Below are 16,433 nucleotides of genomic sequence, written 5' to 3' on the forward strand. Positions count from 1 at the left end.
TCCATTAGAAGATATTTTATTCAAAGGTTTCATGTAGCAATAAAAAATAAAAAACGAGATGAAATTTGCAACAAAAGCAATCCATGCTGGTCAAGAACCAGATCCAACTACTGGAGCAGTTATGACTCCAATTTATCAGACTTCTACGTATTGGCAAAAATCGCCGGGAGAACATAAAGGTTATGAATATTCTCGTGGTACAAATCCTACTCGTAAAGCTTTAGAAGATTGTTTAGCCGCATTAGAAAACTGTAAATTTGGTTTAGCTTTTAGTAGCGGAATGGGAGCGACAGACTGTGTTTTAAGATTGTTAAAGCCTGGTGATGAAGTGATTACTGGCGATGATTTGTATGGTGGTTCTTATCGTATTTTTACCAAGGTTTATGCCAAGTACGGTATTAAATTTCATTTTATTGATTTATCAAAACCAGAAAATATTATTCCTTATATCAATGAAAATACCAAGTTAGTTTGGATAGAAACTCCTACTAATCCAACAATGCGTATCATAGATATTGAAGGTGTTGCTAAGATTACTAAAGAGAAGAAAGTTCTTTTAACAGTCGATAATACTTTTGCTTCTCCATATTTACAAAACCCAGCAGATTTAGGAGCTGATATTGTAATGCATTCTGTTACTAAATATATTGGGGGTCACTCTGATGTAGTAATGGGTGCATTATTAACAAATGATGAACAGTTGTATAAAGATTTGTTTTTTATATACAATGCTTGTGGAGCAACTCCAGGGCCACAAGATTCATTTTTGGTTTTAAGAGGGATTAAAACCTTGCATTTACGCATGAAAGCACATTGCGAAAATGGGGCAAAAGTGGCTCATTATTTAAAGAAACATCCAAAAATTGATAAAATTTATTGGCCAGGTTTTGAAGATCACCCAAATCATGATATAGCCAAAAAACAGATGCGAGATTTTGGTGGTATGGTTTCTATTACCTTAAAAGATGCAGATTTAAAAGAAACATTTAGGATAGCCTCTCGCTTTAAGGTTTTTTCATTGGCAGAATCGTTGGGTGGAGTAGAGTCTTTAGTAAATCACCCTACTACGATGACGCATGGCTCTATTCCAAAGGAAGAACGTGAAAAAGTTGGAGTAACCGAAAATTTATTACGTTTAAGCGTAGGAGTTGAAGATATTGAAGATTTATTGGCAGATTTGGAGCAGGCTCTTTCTTAGTATTGAGTATTGAGATGTGAGTATTGAGACTGGATTCAAAAACTATATATGGAATTTAATGAGCTTAAGGATTTTCTAGATTTTAAAGTTGAGCAATACAATAAGCCCAATTTTATTACAAATGATCCAATCTGTATCCCACACCAATATACTATTAAACAAGACATTGAAATTGCTGCATTTTTTGCGGCAATTTTAGCTTGGGGCCAGCGTAAAACCATAATTAATAAGTGCAATGAGCTTTTTTTAAGGATGGACAATCAACCTTATCAGTTTATGCTTAACCATGGTGATGATGATTTAAAGAAGTTGCTAGGTTTCAAACATCGAACATTTAATGATACAGATTTACTTTATTTTGTTTCATTTTTTAAGCATCATTATCTGCAATCTGATACATTGGAAACTGCCTTTTTGCCACAAAAACAATCCTTTAATCCAGATTATCTACCAGAAAAATATAACGATGAAAATTATATTGAAATAACTTCTTCGCCTTGCTCATTAAATGATTTTATACCAGAAGATTTCACAGCCGAAAAAGCTTTAAACCATTTCAGATCTTACTTTTTTAGCTTGCCGGATTTCCCTAAAAGAACCATCAAACACATTTCATCACCATTGCAAAAATCTACATGCAAGCGTTTAAATATGTTCTTGAGATGGATGGTTCGAAAAGATGAGTGTGGAGTAGATTTTGGGATTTGGAATACAATTCCTATGTCGGAATTAATTTGCCCTTGTGATGTGCACGTAGATCGAGTAGCTAGAAAACTAGGCTTAATTAATAGAAAACAAACTGATTGGTTAACAGCTGTAGAACTTACAGCTAAGCTAAAAGTATTTGATGCTACTGATCCAGTTAAATATGATTTTGCACTTTTTGGTTTAGGAGTGGAGGAGAAGTTTTGATGTTTTTAACATTAAGAAATTAAGGTTATGAAGAAATGTAGCTTAATTTTCTTAATGCCTTAATGTTAAATTGTGTTTAAATTAGCAACATGGTTATTTTAAAAGCAGAGATAGAAAGGTTCTCAACAAATGGTGAGAAAACCGGATGGAGCTTCGTGTTTATTCCTCAAGAAATTGCTGATCAAATCAAGCCAAATTCTAGAATTGGTTTTAGAGTTAGAGGCTTTATAGACCAGGTAATTGTGAATGGAATGAGCTTAATGCCAGTTAAGGAAGAGGGTTTTATTTTGCCTTTAAATAAACCATTAAGAAAATCATTAAAGAAAGAGGCTGGTTCGGTTATTGAATTAAGGTTGGAATTTGATGCTGATTTCAAAATTGAAATGCCAGATGACCTAGAGATTTGCTTGGCTGATGAAGAAGATTTATTGAAACAGTTTTTGTCTATTCCTAAATCTCATCAAAACTATTATATCAATTGGTTAAATAGCGCCAAAACAGAACCTACAAGAACAAAAAGATTGGTAATGATTGTTGATGCAATGGCGAAAAAATATGATTTTGGAACAATGATTCGTACTAACCAAGCAAAAAATAAAAGTTAGCGATTGTAATTACGGAACCAACTATTAACTTTCATTTGTATTACTCCTAAAAATGCTTCTCTAAAAATACGGGTACTCATTTTCGAAGTACCTTCTGTTCTGTCAGTAAATATAATAGGCACTTCTACTACATTAAAGCCATATTTAATTGCGGTAAATTTCATTTCAATTTGAAAAGCATACCCAACAAATTTAATTTTATCCATTGGGATGGTTTCTAATACCTTTCTGCGGTAACATTTAAACCCTGCAGTTGCATCTTGAATGTTAATTCTAGTTACCAAACGAACGTACATAGAAGCGAAATAAGACATTAACACACGTCCCATAGGCCAATTTACCACGTTGACACCTTTAACGTATCTGGAGCCAATTGCTAAATCTGCTGCCTTTACATCAATTTGATCGCTTGGCAAACATGCTTCACGTAACCTGATTAGATCTTTAGGGTTGTGAGAAAAATCAGCATCCATTTCAAAAATGAATTCATAATTTCTTTGTAGTGCCCATTTAAAACCGTGGATGTAAGCAGTGCCTAAACCCAATTTTCCGCTGCGTTCTTCTAAATGTAACTGAAATGGGAATTCCACCTGTAGTCTTTTTACAATACTTGCAGTACCATCCGGAGAACCATCATCTATAATTAAAAGTTCGAATGCATACGATAAGGAAAAAACTTTACGAATAATTTTTTCAATATTTTCTTTCTCGTTATAAGTTGGAATGATGACTAAGCTATCGGACACAGGTAGATTTACGGTTGTTGATTTATGATTATAATTTGATTTGGCGAAATTAGCTATTAAAAATCAAAAGCCCGAAATTTCTTTGCGGGCTTTTGGTTAAATGATGTTAAATATGATTAATGAACTCCGTGCATCCATTTACGTAATAGTGGACTCATGACTAATAAAATCAACGCAGCAATTATTGGAATGAAGGTAAATATTAAGAAAAACGTTGAAATTGAATATTCAGCATTAATTTTATCAATTAATCCTCCTGTAACACCAGCTAGCTTATTACCTAGGCCAGTACAAAAGTACCAAACCCCAAACATTAAGCCTATAAATTTAGCAGGTGCAAGTTTACTTACATACGATAGGCCAACAGGAGAAACGCATAATTCACCTATGGTATGAAAGAAATAGGCAAAGATTAACCAGAACATACTTACTTGTGCCACAGCAGCTCCTTTTGGAATAGCCATGCCTCCATAAGCTAATCCAGCAAAGCCTAGGCCTACAAAAATTAATCCTATGGCAAACTTAACTGGCCCAGTTGGGTTAAACTTTGTTTCCCATAATTTAGAGAAAAATGGTGCTAATGCAACTATAAAAAATGAATTAAGGATACCAAACCAAGAAGCTGGAACTTCTGTAGTAACTGCAGAAAATTCTTTTTCAACTTTCCAAATGGCTAATCCCCATAAGATTATAAAGCTTAATGCAGTGAAAAATATAGTAGCTGGGTATTTTTTTGCAGCTTTTGATGCAAGTCCGATTAATACTGCACTAACAGCAATCAAAGGAAAAATAGTCAGGATAGCATCTACCCATTTAAAAATAGTGCCTGATTGTCCAGATAGAATTCTTTGGGTATAATCTTTTGCAAAGATCGTCATTGATCCCCCTGCTTGTTCAAACACTAACCAGAAGAAGATAGTGAAAATAGAAAGTACACCAATCACCATCATTCGTTGTGTAACTACTTTTGGTGGAAGGGCTTCCTCTTGTTCTTTTACAATACTTTCTTTTTTATCATTTGCATTGCCAATTACGCCAAATATTTTCTGTCCAAAGTAAAATTGAAGCATGCCAAAAAACATAAAAATTCCAGCTAGTCCAAAACCCCAATGCCATCCAATTTTTTCACCTACATATCCACACATTAAGATACCTAAAAAGGCACCAGAATTAATACCCATATAAAAAATGGTATAGGCAGCATCTTTCTTTTGGTCATTTCCTGTTGGATACAACTTACCTACGATAGAAACAATATTTGGTTTAAACAACCCATTCCCAATAATTAATAAAAGGAGCCCAAGGTAAAAGAAATCTTTGTTTACTCCTTCCATTGCCATTGCGGCGTGGCCAAGAGTCATTACTAATGCCCCTAAAATTACAGCCTTACGATACCCAGTTAACTTATCGGCAATATAACCACCTATAATAGGAGAACAAAATACAGCAAAAGTATACCATCCATAAAGTTCAAGGGCTTCTGGCCTAGTCCAATTCCATCCTCCATCTTTTATTTCGCTAATTAAAAAGAGCGTTAATAATGCTCTCATGCCATAATAACTAAATCTTTCCCACATTTCTGTGAAGAAAAGCACGAAGAGTCCAATTGGATGACTTAAGAGTTTTTGGGTTGCTACACCATTTTTCTCTAAGTGTAGATCAAGTGCCTGATCTTGGTTTAGGCTGGAAGATGTTTCTATTGCCATAGTTTTAGTAAAGTTTGTGTGTTAGTTTAAAATGCAAATTAAGTAAGTTTATTGGTATTTTGGTGTAACTATTTTATCCCATATTCTTTCATAATATTGTTTAGCCATCTCAATAGCATAAAACCTATGATTGCAGAACCCATCAAAAGCGAAAAATTTACCCAGAAGAAATTGGCTTTATCTTCATAAGTATCCCATAATGTAGCTAAAACACCAGAAAGCTTATTGCCAATAGAGGTAGAAACAAACCAACCACCCATCATTAAAGAAGTAATTCTAACTGGACTTAATTTTGAGACAAGGGATAATCCCATTGGACTTAAAAATAGCTCACCAATGGTTATAATTCCGTAAGTTCCCATTAGCCAGAGTACAGATACTTTTTCGGAACCATTGTTGCCAATGTAAACAGCTGCAATCATTACTAAAACAGATATTGCAGAAATAAAAACTCCAAAAATAATTTTAGTTGCTGTGCTTGGTTCTTTGTTTTTTCTCCTTAACCAGGTGAAAAATGCCACAATTAATGGTGTTAAAAAAATAACCCATGCCGGATTAATTGATAGTGTGAGGTTTGTAGCCCACAATTCAACTGTATCATTCTCTTTTGGTAATTCTGCCGCGGGGATATTCTTAAAATAAGTTGGATAATTGTACTCTTGTAAAACTACTCCATTCTCTTTTTGCAGTCTGAAAGCCTTGTCGTAAAGCGCAATACTATCTTTTTTATAAGTTAAGTTTTGAGATAGGTTCAAAGCTGAAAAGGTATTCTTAGCCGTTGTATTAGTTAATTCTCTATCTGTATAACGATCTGCCCAAGTTGTTAAAGCAGTTCCGTTTTGTTTAAAAACTGCCCAAAATAAAATTACAACCACAAATATTGTAAGTAAAGCAGCTACTGGTCTTTTTTCTTCTTTACTTGCTTTAAAAAATAGGGTGCTATAAAAATAAATAACTGGTAAACAGGCAAATATAAATGCATCTGTACTAGTAGAGCCTACTAAGGGATGCCCCAATAATCTAGTAGGCAGCACCCAACCAATAATGCCTGCAACTACAGAAGGTAAAAGGATAAGCAAGCTAATTTTAAGAAAAGACATGTCTCCTTCAACTAAGCCTTTTTTAACATCAAATTCACGATAGTGTTTAAGGCCGGTTATAAATACAACAACTCCTACAAACATTCCAACTCCAGCAGCAAAAAAGGCATATTCCCAACCCAACATAATGTATAAAGCTGCACCAAAGAAGTTGCAAATGAAAGCACCAACATTAATACCCATGTAGAAGATATTATAACCATCGTCTTTTTTATCTTGGTATTCTGGTGTTGAATAAATATTACCTAAGAGGGTAGAGATATTTGGTTTAAAAAAACCGTTTCCGAAAATCACCAAGGTCATTGCCAAATATAACATTGGAAGGTTATGAACGCCCATTAAACAATAGCCAATACCCATCATTATACCTCCAATAATGATGGATTTAGTATAACCTAAGTATCTATCGGCAATAAGCCCCCCTAAAAAAGGAGTTAAAAATACCAAAGCGATAAATGTTCCATATAAATCGGCAGATTCGGCTTCTGTCATTGCAAAACCTGCTTTTACATCTTTAAGATAGAGTGTGAAAATCCCTATCATTAAATAGTAGCCAAAGCGTTCCCACATTTCTGATAGGAAAAGAAATTTTAAACCTTTTGGATGTTTGGTAGAAACAGTTTTAGACATATTTTTAAGATTTTGCAATGTGCAATATAAGCACATCGATGTAGAGTAACAAATTCAAATACAAGGTGTTAATGAATTGATTTTGTAATTATAGTAGATGCTTTTACGGGTTTTCCATAAAAATCATCGTTAGGGGAAGGATCGTTTTTTAATTCTATGTCTTCAACTAGAGAAAGTTTACCCCAAGTTAAACGGTAACCATCAAAACTTAAGTCAGAGCCATAATATTCGTAATTACCAACCATTTTTGGGTCATAAGGGGCTAGGTGGTCAAAAACAATCATATTAACTTTATTGTCAACCTTTAAAGTCATTGCGTTGTGCTTGCTATATTCAAATACAACCCTGTTTTTTAAAGCCTCGTTCTTTTTGGTTTCGAAAATATTCTTACCAAAGATTGGTTCTCCTTTTTCAAAAGAAAGGACTTCGATAACTTTTTTAGTTGTTTTTAGATTATTTCCTTTCCAACCCAGTAAAATGTAATAAGGTGGTTTACCATTTACCAAAACAGGAATCATTTCATAATAACGAGTCCCAAACCAGTTTTTATTACTTGTTAGTGCATTAGCATCAGTATAATTTGTATTGTCTGTTAATGGAAACAATTTTAAACTCCCATTGGTAGTTCCCATTTGGATAGTTCCGTAATAACGATAAGTGCCATCATTGTTAAGCAAAAACCAAGTAATAATGCGAAAAGTATTGTCTGGTGATTTAATAATAGAAACTCTTTTTAGAGAGTCGAAGCCATAATTAAAAGATCCATTTGTTTTTAATGCACTGATGAATTTTTTAATGAACAATGCATTTTTCTCTAAACGTTCTGTATCATCTTTTGATGCAAAAGTTTCCTCACTTAAACTTATAAGAGAATCTTGATATGCATTAAGTTGAGCTTTGTTATCTATTTGGTAAGTATGTTGTGCGCTTAATTTGGTAAACGCACAACTAATAATCATATATAAAATTAAATGGATTTTAATCTTCACAAACATCTAAATTCTATTAAAACAGATTAACGAAGATTTTCAATAACTATTGCACTGGCTCCACCACCGCCATTGCAAATGCCAGCCACGCCAATTTTACCATTATTTTGTGCTAAAACAGCTAATAATGTAACAACAATTCTAGCTCCAGACGCACCAAGCGGATGACCTATGGCAACTGCACCACCATTAACATTTACTTGATTTTCTTTTAAACCTAGTTCTTGGTTGTTGGCTAATGATACCACAGAGAATGCTTCATTAATTTCGAAGAAATCAACATCAGATGTGGTAAGATTTGCTTTGCTTAATGCAAGTGGAATTGCCTTTGATGGGGCAGTAGTAAACCATTCTGGTGCTAGTTGTGCATCAGCATAGGCTAAAATCTTAGCCAACGGTTTAATGCCAAGTTCTTTGGCTTTATCAGCGCTCATTAAAACTAAAGCGGCGGCTCCGTCATTTAAGGTTGATGCATTTGCAGCAGTTACTGTCCCATCTTTTTTAAATACAGGTTTTAAACTCGGAATTTTATCAAATTTTACTGCATTAGGTTCTTCGTCTACACTAAAAAAAGTAATGTGTCCCTTGCGATCTTTAATTTCTATAGGGATAATTTCATCAGTGAATTTGCCTGCAGTTTGGGCTGCTTGGGCTCTTTTGTAAGATTCTATTGCGAAATTGTCTTGAGCTTCACGGGTAATATTGCAAATTTCTGCACATAATTCTGCTGCAGAACCCATGTGGTAATCATTGTAAACGTCCCATAGTCCATCTTTCACCAATCCATCTGTAATTTGGCCATGTCCTAAACGGTATCCATTACGTGCTTTATCTAAATAATAGGGAACATTACTCATGCTTTCCATTCCGCCGGCCACAACGATTTCATTTTGGCCTAGGGCGATGCTTTGTGCGGCCAGCATTATTGCTTTTGTGCCTGAAGCGCAAACCTTATTGATAGTTGTTGCTGGTAAATCTGGTAAACCAGCAAATTTTGCTGCCTGTGTAGCTGGTGCTTGCCCTAAATTTGCAGACAATACATTTCCCATGTACACTTCTTGAATATTTTCTGGTTTTAAACCAGCTTTTTCTACAGCAGCTTTAATAGCAAATCCACCAAGTTGTGTGGCAGAAAATCCAGCTAATGAGCCTCCAAAACTGCCAACAGGCGTTCTCACGGCAGCAACAATTACTACGTCTTTCATAGGATATTTTTTATAATATTTGGTTGCGCAATTTAGGCATTTAGCAAGATATTATTGCATAAATGTTGCTTTATGACTAATAATTGTAGTTTTACGCTATAGGGTAGTTGTCGCTTTATTTAAGGATTAGCAAAGGTGGTCTTGGTATATGATAAGCTATCAGTATGTTGTGAAATAAAATCCATCGTATTTGCCAATGGAAATTATTCTTCATCTTTTTTACTCTTTCTTTTTTTGGCTTTGATAGCTTCATGTAATAAGTATTCAATCTGGCCATTGGTACTTCTAAATTCATTTGTCGCCCATTGCTCAATTTCTTTAAGCAAAGCTTGATTTATTCTTAACACGAAAGCTTTTTTATCTTTCTCTGACATCGGTTTCTATAGCTCCTATGTTATTTATTCGTTTTAAATTAATAAGAAAAAGTGTAAGTTCTTCTAGTTTAGAAGTGCTGAAAAGAACTTTCTTGTTGTCGCTAAGTTCTAATTGTAAGCCTAAGTTATTGTCATTGAATATATAGGCCTTGTCTCTAAATTTAAACCAAAGTCTGGTACGCATTCCCCATCCACCATATTCTCCCAACGCATCGTATTTACGGAAGTAAAGTTTATCTACTTGTGTCCAAGAGATATTCTTGTTTTTTGCAAATGGCCAATAACTATAATTAATTCCGCTTTGGTTAATTTTTAAAGTCATTGTGTTTTTAGTCAACACATATACAATAGCGTATGGAATCAGAATGGCAAAAATCGGCAAAAAATAAGCTTCCTTTAAATCTTGCCAACTCATTCCGCCTTTATCTAAAAAAATGATACTACAAACTATGATGGTTTCTACACCTAGTAGAATATATAGCCACCATAGTTTAATATGTTGTTTTTCTTCGAATTCCATTAGTTGTAAAGTGTGCCGGTGTTTACTACTGGTTGTACGTGCCTATCGCCACAAAGTACCACTAAAAGATTGCTTACCATAGCGGCTTTACGCTCTTCATCTAATTCTACAATGCCTTTCTGAGATAATTTTTCTAAAGCCATCTCAACCATTCCAACTGCACCCTCTACAATTAATCTACGTGCAGCTATAACAGCTGTGGCCTGCTGACGTTGTAACATAGCGCTTGCAATTTCTTGAGCATAAGCTAAATGAGAAATACGAGCTTCAATTACATCTATTCCAGCTCTAGATAAACGTTCGTTTAATTCTTCTTCCAATAAAACACTAACTTTTTCTGCTCCATCTTTTAGCGTAATTTCAGCACTTTCATCTTCCATGTTATCGTAAGCAAAACTATTTGCTAAATGCCTAACGGCTGCCTCGCTCTGTATATTTACATATTGAAGGTAGTTTTCTACAGCAAATGTAGCCTTGGCAGTTTCATTAACTTGCCATACAATTACAGCAGCAATTTCAATAGGATTACCCATTTTATCATTCACTTTTAATTGCTGACCGTTTAAGTTACGAGCTCTTAAAGAAAGTTTTCTTTTTACAGTAAGGGGATTGACCCAGAAAAAACCATCAGATTTAACTGTGCCAACATACTTGCCAAATAAGGTTAATACCTTCGATTCGTTAGGATTTACGATAATTAGCCCAGGTAAGACTAATATAAAGTTTATGGCCAGAATAATTCCGCCAGTTAAAAAACTTTCTATTGAGAGCGCATAAATGCCACCAGCTAACAATATTAAAAACAAGACCAAGGTTAAATAACCTGAAGGTGGTTTAATAATTTTTTCTGTATACATAATGATATTAATTTGATATCACAAATTGAAATATAAATATTGATATTACAAAATAACTAGGCATAAATATTTAGGTGTAGACCAAATGAAAAAATAATCTTAATTTTGAATTAATCAAATCGTACAATTTTGGCTAAAATCAAGAAGAATTCTCATAAAGTACTTTATCGAAAATATTCATCTAACATCAAATACGTAATGATGGTAGTTTGTGTATTGGCTATTACACTTTACTTACCCAAACAGCCTAGGTTTAGGTATGAGTTTGAAAAAGGCAAAACATGGCAGGGTAAAGATTTGGTATCTCCATTTAGCTTTGCAATTCTAAAAACCAATCCGCAGGTTACTACAGATAAAATAGAAGCACTCAATAATGTACTGCCTATTTATACGTATGATCAAGATGTGTTTAAAGGTCAAACTGAAGCCTTCTTAAATGAGTTTGATGTGAAATGGAAGGCTAATAATTTTTCTGAATCTCAAAAGGAGGCAAATAAGCAAGAGGCCTTAAAAATGTTGCAGTACATTTATAAAAAAGGAATTATAGGGCTTACGGCAAAACATCAAAAAGATGGAAAATATTATGATTTTTCATTGGTGGATAATAACATTTCAACTAATACTAGTTCTCAGGATGTTTTTACAACTGAAACGGCCTTAAACTATTTCAAAAATAATTTTAAAACAATTGATCTAAGGTTTAAGGATTTGATGATTAATATGGTTGAAAGCCATCTTAAGCCTAATATACTTTTTGATGAGACCTTAACGGAAACCGTTAAAAGCAGTACTATTAATAGCTTATCAACTACTAAGGGAATGGTTCAAAAAGGTGAATTAATAGTAGCGAAGGGTAACTTTGTAGATGATGAGATTTATCAGAAATTAGTTTCGTTTAAAGATGCTTATGAAGCACAAAGCAAAACAATAGGCGATAATAAATTAATTTACCTTGGTCAAATTTTATTAGTGGGTTTTATAATAACCCTATTAATGGTCTTTCTTTATCTGTTTAGGAAGGATATTTTTGCTGATAATCGTCAACTTTCGCTCTTATTGATAGTTATAACTTCAATGCTATTGGCGTTGACTTGGGCCATTAAGTTAAATTTAAATAGCCTTTACTATATTCCATTTTGTATTGTTCCTATAATCATCAGGATTTTATTTGATACTCGTTTAGCATTGAATCTACATTTGCTTGTTATTCTTGTTGCGGGATTTTTTGTGCCAAATAGCTTCGAGTTTGTGTTTTACCAAACTACAGCAGGTATGGTAGCTATTTACAGTATTAAAAATTTACTAAAAAGAGAGCAGTTGTTAATTTCTGCTTCATTTATTTTAGCTGCATATTTTGTTTCCTTTGTAGGTATTTCTCTTTTGCGAGAAGGAGATTTTAAACAAATAGAGTGGGGGCAATTTTTACCATTTATATTTAGTGTCTTGTTATCTTTACTTGCTTATCCATTAATTTATGCATTTGAGAGAGTATTTGGGATCACTTCTGATGTGGCCTTAATTGAACTTACCAATACTAACAACAAACTACTTCGAGAACTAGCTTTTAAAGCCCCAGGTACGTTTCAACATTCGTTGCAAGTAGCAAACCTTGCTGAGGCGGCAATATTTAAAATAGGGGGTAATTCTTTGCTCGTTAGAGCAGGAGCCTTGTACCATGATATTGGTAAAATGGAAAATCCTCAATACTTTATCGAAAACCAAAATACAGCAGTTAGTCCACATGATAAATTACCTTATGAACAAAGTGCACAGATTATTATTAAACACGTTCATAAAGGAATAGAAATAACCCGTAAGTATAAATTACCTGAAACTGTAATAGATTTTATTAGAACTCATCATGGAAATACAAGGGTAGATTATTTTTATCAATCGTTCTTGAAAAACTCACCAGAGAAATTTGTTGATGAGAATATTTTTAGGTATCCCGGACCAATTCCTTTTTCAAAAGAAACCGGTGTTTTAATGTTGGCAGATTCGGTAGAAGCAGCCTCAAGAAGTCTAAAAAATCCGGACGCTCAAAGTATAAATGACCTAGTTGAGCGGATCATTAACTATAAATTAGAGCAAAATCAATTAGATGACTGCGATTTAACATTAAAAGATTTAGAAACTATAAAGCTGATATTCAAGACAATGCTAATGAGTATCTATCATGTTAGGATAGATTATTTACAAACTGTGTGATTTTTTTTTGTAAACATAGATGAATTGCTATATTTGCAACCTCAAAACGGATATTTTGAGAAATCGGAGGGATGCCTGAGTGGCCGAAAGGAACAGTTTGCTAAACTGTCGTACTGGCAACGGTACCGAGGGTTCGAATCCCTCTTCCTCCGCATAAATTTAAACAGCAATTAAATGGTTTTTGTGAATTAAAAATCGTTTCTTTGCAATCCCTTCGAAAAAGGGTAAAGGTGATACCAAGTTCGGGATGTAGCGTAGCCCGGTATCGCGCCTGCTTTGGGAGCAGGAGGTCGTAGGTTCGAATCCTGCCATCCCGACAAAAGTTAGTTCCACTTTAAAAAAAGGATCAAAAGGTGATACCAAGTTCGGGATGTAGCGTAGCCCGGTATCGCGCCTGCTTTGGGAGCAGGAGGTCGTAGGTTCGAATCCTGCCATCCCGACAAACGATAGCCTTTCTTGCATAGCAAGAAAGGCTATTTTGTTTTCAATACGCCCTAAGCTGCAGGTTTTAAGGGAGGCGAGAAAGCAAAATAGCAAGCTTGGACGAAGGAGAAGCGGTGGCTTGAGTTTTAATTCACCCCCTCTACAGGATCACCGTAGCACAGCGAAGGTAATCCTGCCACCCTGACGACATAGCATGCAAATGCTATTTTCGTTTTAATCATATCAAGATAGGGTAACCAAAAGCAAGGAAAATTTGCCCTATTTAACACTCTGTTATTTCTTCCTATACTTGTCGATAGAATTGAATTAATACGTTGTTTTTCAATTGTTTACATTCAATTTAACACCTTTTGTTCTTTTCTAATATCAACTCTGGGGGTCAAATTTATTGGTATTTCCACTATATAAAAAGCCTTAATTTCCTAATTATCCAGAACGTTTGACGCTACAAATTTCACACCCCCGTTACTTTGTCCTGTTTTACAAAACGCTACAAATTTGCAGCCTAATAATTCGATGTACAACTGATAGTTGGTTACCTTAGATACATGCTCTATTCAAATAAATATTTCAAAAAAATTCATTTATTAGAAATATAGTTTACATAATCAATTTTTAGTTAAATAGTGTTTCAAAATACTTTATGTTATAAAGTATTTTATATAGCCATTTTTTATATCAGCGATTTTCTGAAGAAGAAAAAAATGCTTTATAAAATGGCATTATTAATAAAAAGCATTAGTAGGCCTAAGAAGATAGTGAAGGGCGATGTGTGTAGGTACTATTAAAAAATATAAATTTTAACAATCTAAACTATCAAATTATCGCCATGCCAAAAGATCCAAAAGAATACCTCGATTTTGCTAATAGTGAAGTGACCTCTAGATTAAGCGACGGTATTAAAAAAGAGCTGATAGAAGAAGGCTTTCCAAGCTATATGTGCTACTCTTTCATCGAAACTGCCAAAGAAACAAATAGTGTTATTTTAAGTAGGTTACCTGGTGGGGTTGGAACAGATTTGATAGAGCAAGGTTATGATTTAAAGGGTTTTCATATTAAGGCAAAATCTTGCAATTGGGGTCCAATGGCTGGGTTTATCTGTCAACTACCGTTATTCAACAAGTTGGGGATTGATAAAGTAAGCTATAATACTGAAAATATTGGACATTACTTAAAACATCTAGATCATTTCAATGGTAATAAAACTAATATTGCAGCTTATGAATTGCAAAGAGCTGGTGAAAGGGCAATAGTTGAGGCCCGAAAAAAGGCTGATACAGATAGACAAGTCTCAATTCAAGAAATTAATAAATATTATATTCCGGAAGTAACTAGGATTAATAAGTTTTATGATGAGGAAATTTTAAAGATTCTAACTACTGCTCGAACAGAAGAGCAAACATCAGGAGAGTGGTCCGGAGAAAATGCCATAAAAGCAGGTAACCCATTTATTCCTTTAAGAAGAAAGCTCACACATGGAGATGTACTTGATATGCGTGGTGTTGATGATGTGCTGATACTAAGCCCAAGACTAATTTATGGGACCGCAAAAAATGTAACTAATGAGAAAGAGCCAAGTAAAAACAAACCCACCATAATTACTGAATTTTTATTGGTGAAGGCAGATGATGACATTTGGGACATTTATCATGGAAGGATTTTGTATAAGAAAAGAGATAGTGATACAGCATTTAATAATTCCTTTGACGGCAAGGTGATAACCGATAAAGTAGAGGAGAAGGTGAGAACAAAATACCAAAAATTTATTGGGCAAATATTCGAAATCTATAAAGAGAATCCTTATAAAATAGAGGCAGTTTTTGAAGGCGAGGGATACATCGCCCGGATTAACGCCGAGCTTGCCAAGACTAATATATTTGGGAGAATAGTTGGAGATGCAACTTTTTATAAAGTACGTGGTTTTGTAAATCCTTTCCCACCATTTGAGCTTGGTCCAAAATATTATAAGAACGCTGTTTCTGGAGATTATGACTTATTTGGCATTTGGCCATCTATGAATCTTACCCAAGATGAACTCATCCGCCAATCTGAATTGGTGACAGGGAAATACACTCGGATGGGTGGTAAAATGTTTACAACATACTTCGGTAATAAAGGCAATTTTGCTATTGAATTTATTCCTGGCTTTAAAGAGTTAAATCCAGATGGCAGTATCCCTATTTTAAAAGAAAGTGCCGAGTTTGGCAATATGCACAGCTGGGGGCATTTAGTGTCTGGTTTGCTAAATAGTTTTGGAGCAAGTTTTATCGAAGCTTTTGCTGATGGAACAAGGTCTACCGCAAATAAAGGTTTTCATAGTGATGAGGGTGGGAGGCCGGGCATTATGGAGGTTGAGTTTCCAATTGCAGTTTTCATGCCTAAGAAAATGGTAAGCAAAGCGCTAAATAATAAGTATGATAAAGAGCTTAAAGTAAAAACAATTGCTGCCAGAACAACTACGGTAAGCACATACGGAGGTTTAATCAAATCACCAGAAGAGCTCCTTCTTTTTATGTTGGAATGTATGAATAACGATTATCGAATATTGGTTCATTACAGATGGCTGATTCATTTATTGTACAATACTCTCCCAATAATAGATGTTAAAAGAGAATTTAGAAAAGCATTAGACAATAATATAGCGAATGTCAGAAAATATGCGAAGGATGGTTTTGATATTAACAACCCAGATATGAAGGAATTTGATGCGATTGATAATAATCAAGATATTATTGATGCGATGATGGCACCTAATCATGCATCTTATCTTGCAGATCTAAAAAAGATACTTGGTTGTGAAAATGATACCAGTGAATTTTTTGAAAGATTTAGAAGTTTAATGTTTAGTTATGCTTTTTTAAGCGAGCAACCTTCAATGGGAAAAAGATTTGAAGTAGAACAACTAATGTTTAATTATCCAATTAAACAAGCTTAAAAGC

13 protein-coding genes and 3 tRNA genes are annotated in these 16,433 nt (G+C 34.3%); 8 read left to right on the top strand and 8 right to left on the bottom strand.

What is annotated here, in order from left to right:
• Positions 1-58: 58 nt before the first annotated feature.
• From FA048_RS16390 to FA048_RS16400, 3 genes are all read left to right on the top strand, one after another.
• Entirely contained in the window at positions 59-1,198 is a 1,140-nt protein-coding gene (locus FA048_RS16390; RefSeq protein WP_136843109.1) for a cystathionine gamma-synthase, read from the top strand.
• Between the two features lie 48 nt (positions 1,199-1,246).
• Positions 1,247-2,110: a TIGR02757 family protein gene (locus FA048_RS16395; protein ID WP_136843111.1), complete on the top strand. Its 864-nt coding sequence runs from the start codon at positions 1,247-1,249 to the stop codon at positions 2,108-2,110.
• 89 nt (positions 2,111-2,199) lie between these two features.
• The gene (locus tag FA048_RS16400) at positions 2,200-2,715 is read left to right on the top strand and encodes a YdeI/OmpD-associated family protein (protein WP_136843112.1); all 516 of its coding nucleotides are present in this window, start codon (positions 2,200-2,202) and stop codon (positions 2,713-2,715) included.
• On the opposite strand, the gene FA048_RS16405 is transcribed toward FA048_RS16400, so the two are convergent.
• From FA048_RS16405 to FA048_RS16440, 8 genes are all read right to left on the bottom strand, one after another.
• Positions 2,712-3,461, bottom strand: a complete 750-nt coding sequence (locus tag FA048_RS16405; RefSeq protein WP_136843114.1) for a polyprenol monophosphomannose synthase — start codon at positions 3,459-3,461, stop codon at positions 2,712-2,714. The genes FA048_RS16400 and FA048_RS16405 overlap by 4 nt on opposite strands.
• A gap of 116 nt (positions 3,462-3,577) precedes the next feature.
• Positions 3,578-5,167 (bottom strand): peptide MFS transporter, encoded by a 1,590-nt coding sequence (locus tag FA048_RS16410; protein ID WP_136843116.1) that lies wholly within the window; start codon positions 5,165-5,167, stop codon positions 3,578-3,580.
• Between the two features lie 68 nt (positions 5,168-5,235).
• Positions 5,236-6,897 carry a peptide MFS transporter gene (locus FA048_RS16415; RefSeq protein ID WP_136843118.1) on the bottom strand — a complete coding sequence of 554 codons (1,662 nt, stop codon included), beginning with the start codon at positions 6,895-6,897 and terminating at the stop codon, positions 5,236-5,238.
• 68 nt (positions 6,898-6,965) lie between these two features.
• The gene (locus FA048_RS16420) at positions 6,966-7,856 is read right to left on the bottom strand and encodes a hypothetical protein (protein ID WP_136843120.1); all 891 of its coding nucleotides are present in this window, start codon (positions 7,854-7,856) and stop codon (positions 6,966-6,968) included.
• 56 nt (positions 7,857-7,912) lie between these two features.
• Positions 7,913-9,091 (bottom strand): acetyl-CoA C-acyltransferase, encoded by a 1,179-nt coding sequence (locus FA048_RS16425; protein ID WP_136843122.1) that lies wholly within the window; start codon positions 9,089-9,091, stop codon positions 7,913-7,915.
• A 203-nt stretch (positions 9,092-9,294) separates the two neighbouring features.
• On the bottom strand, positions 9,295-9,465 hold the full coding sequence (locus tag FA048_RS16430) for an Arc family DNA binding domain-containing protein (RefSeq protein WP_136843124.1): 171 nt from the start codon (positions 9,463-9,465) through the stop codon (positions 9,295-9,297).
• Complete coding sequence (locus FA048_RS16435; protein WP_136843126.1) at positions 9,449-9,985, bottom strand: hypothetical protein; 537 nt, start codon at positions 9,983-9,985, stop codon at positions 9,449-9,451. The genes FA048_RS16430 and FA048_RS16435 overlap by 17 nt, the downstream gene beginning before the upstream one ends.
• On the bottom strand, positions 9,985-10,842 hold the full coding sequence (locus FA048_RS16440; RefSeq protein WP_136843128.1) for an SPFH domain-containing protein: 858 nt from the start codon (positions 10,840-10,842) through the stop codon (positions 9,985-9,987). The genes FA048_RS16435 and FA048_RS16440 overlap by 1 nt, the downstream gene beginning before the upstream one ends.
• A 129-nt stretch (positions 10,843-10,971) precedes the next feature.
• On the opposite strand from FA048_RS16440, the gene FA048_RS16445 reads away from it, so the two are divergent.
• The 5 genes from FA048_RS16445 to FA048_RS16465 all read left to right on the top strand — a co-directional run bounded on the left by FA048_RS16445 (position 10,972) and on the right by FA048_RS16465 (position 16,429).
• The gene (locus FA048_RS16445) at positions 10,972-13,050 is read left to right on the top strand and encodes an HD family phosphohydrolase (RefSeq protein ID WP_394347494.1); all 2,079 of its coding nucleotides are present in this window, start codon (positions 10,972-10,974) and stop codon (positions 13,048-13,050) included.
• Positions 13,051-13,115: 65 nt separating this feature from the next.
• Positions 13,116-13,202 (top strand) — tRNA-Ser (locus FA048_RS16450).
• A gap of 91 nt (positions 13,203-13,293) precedes the next feature.
• A tRNA-Pro gene (locus FA048_RS16455) sits at positions 13,294-13,367 on the top strand.
• A 49-nt stretch (positions 13,368-13,416) separates the two neighbouring features.
• Positions 13,417-13,490: transfer RNA gene (locus FA048_RS16460), tRNA-Pro, on the top strand.
• A gap of 833 nt (positions 13,491-14,323) precedes the next feature.
• Positions 14,324-16,429, top strand: a complete 2,106-nt coding sequence (locus FA048_RS16465) for an anthrax toxin-like adenylyl cyclase domain-containing protein (protein WP_136843130.1) — start codon at positions 14,324-14,326, stop codon at positions 16,427-16,429.
• The last annotated feature ends 4 nt before the right edge of the window (positions 16,430-16,433 follow it).

The sequence above is a fragment of the Pedobacter polaris genome, from assembly GCF_005116505.1.
Taxonomy (GTDB): Bacteria; Bacteroidota; Bacteroidia; order Sphingobacteriales; family Sphingobacteriaceae; genus Pedobacter; species Pedobacter polaris.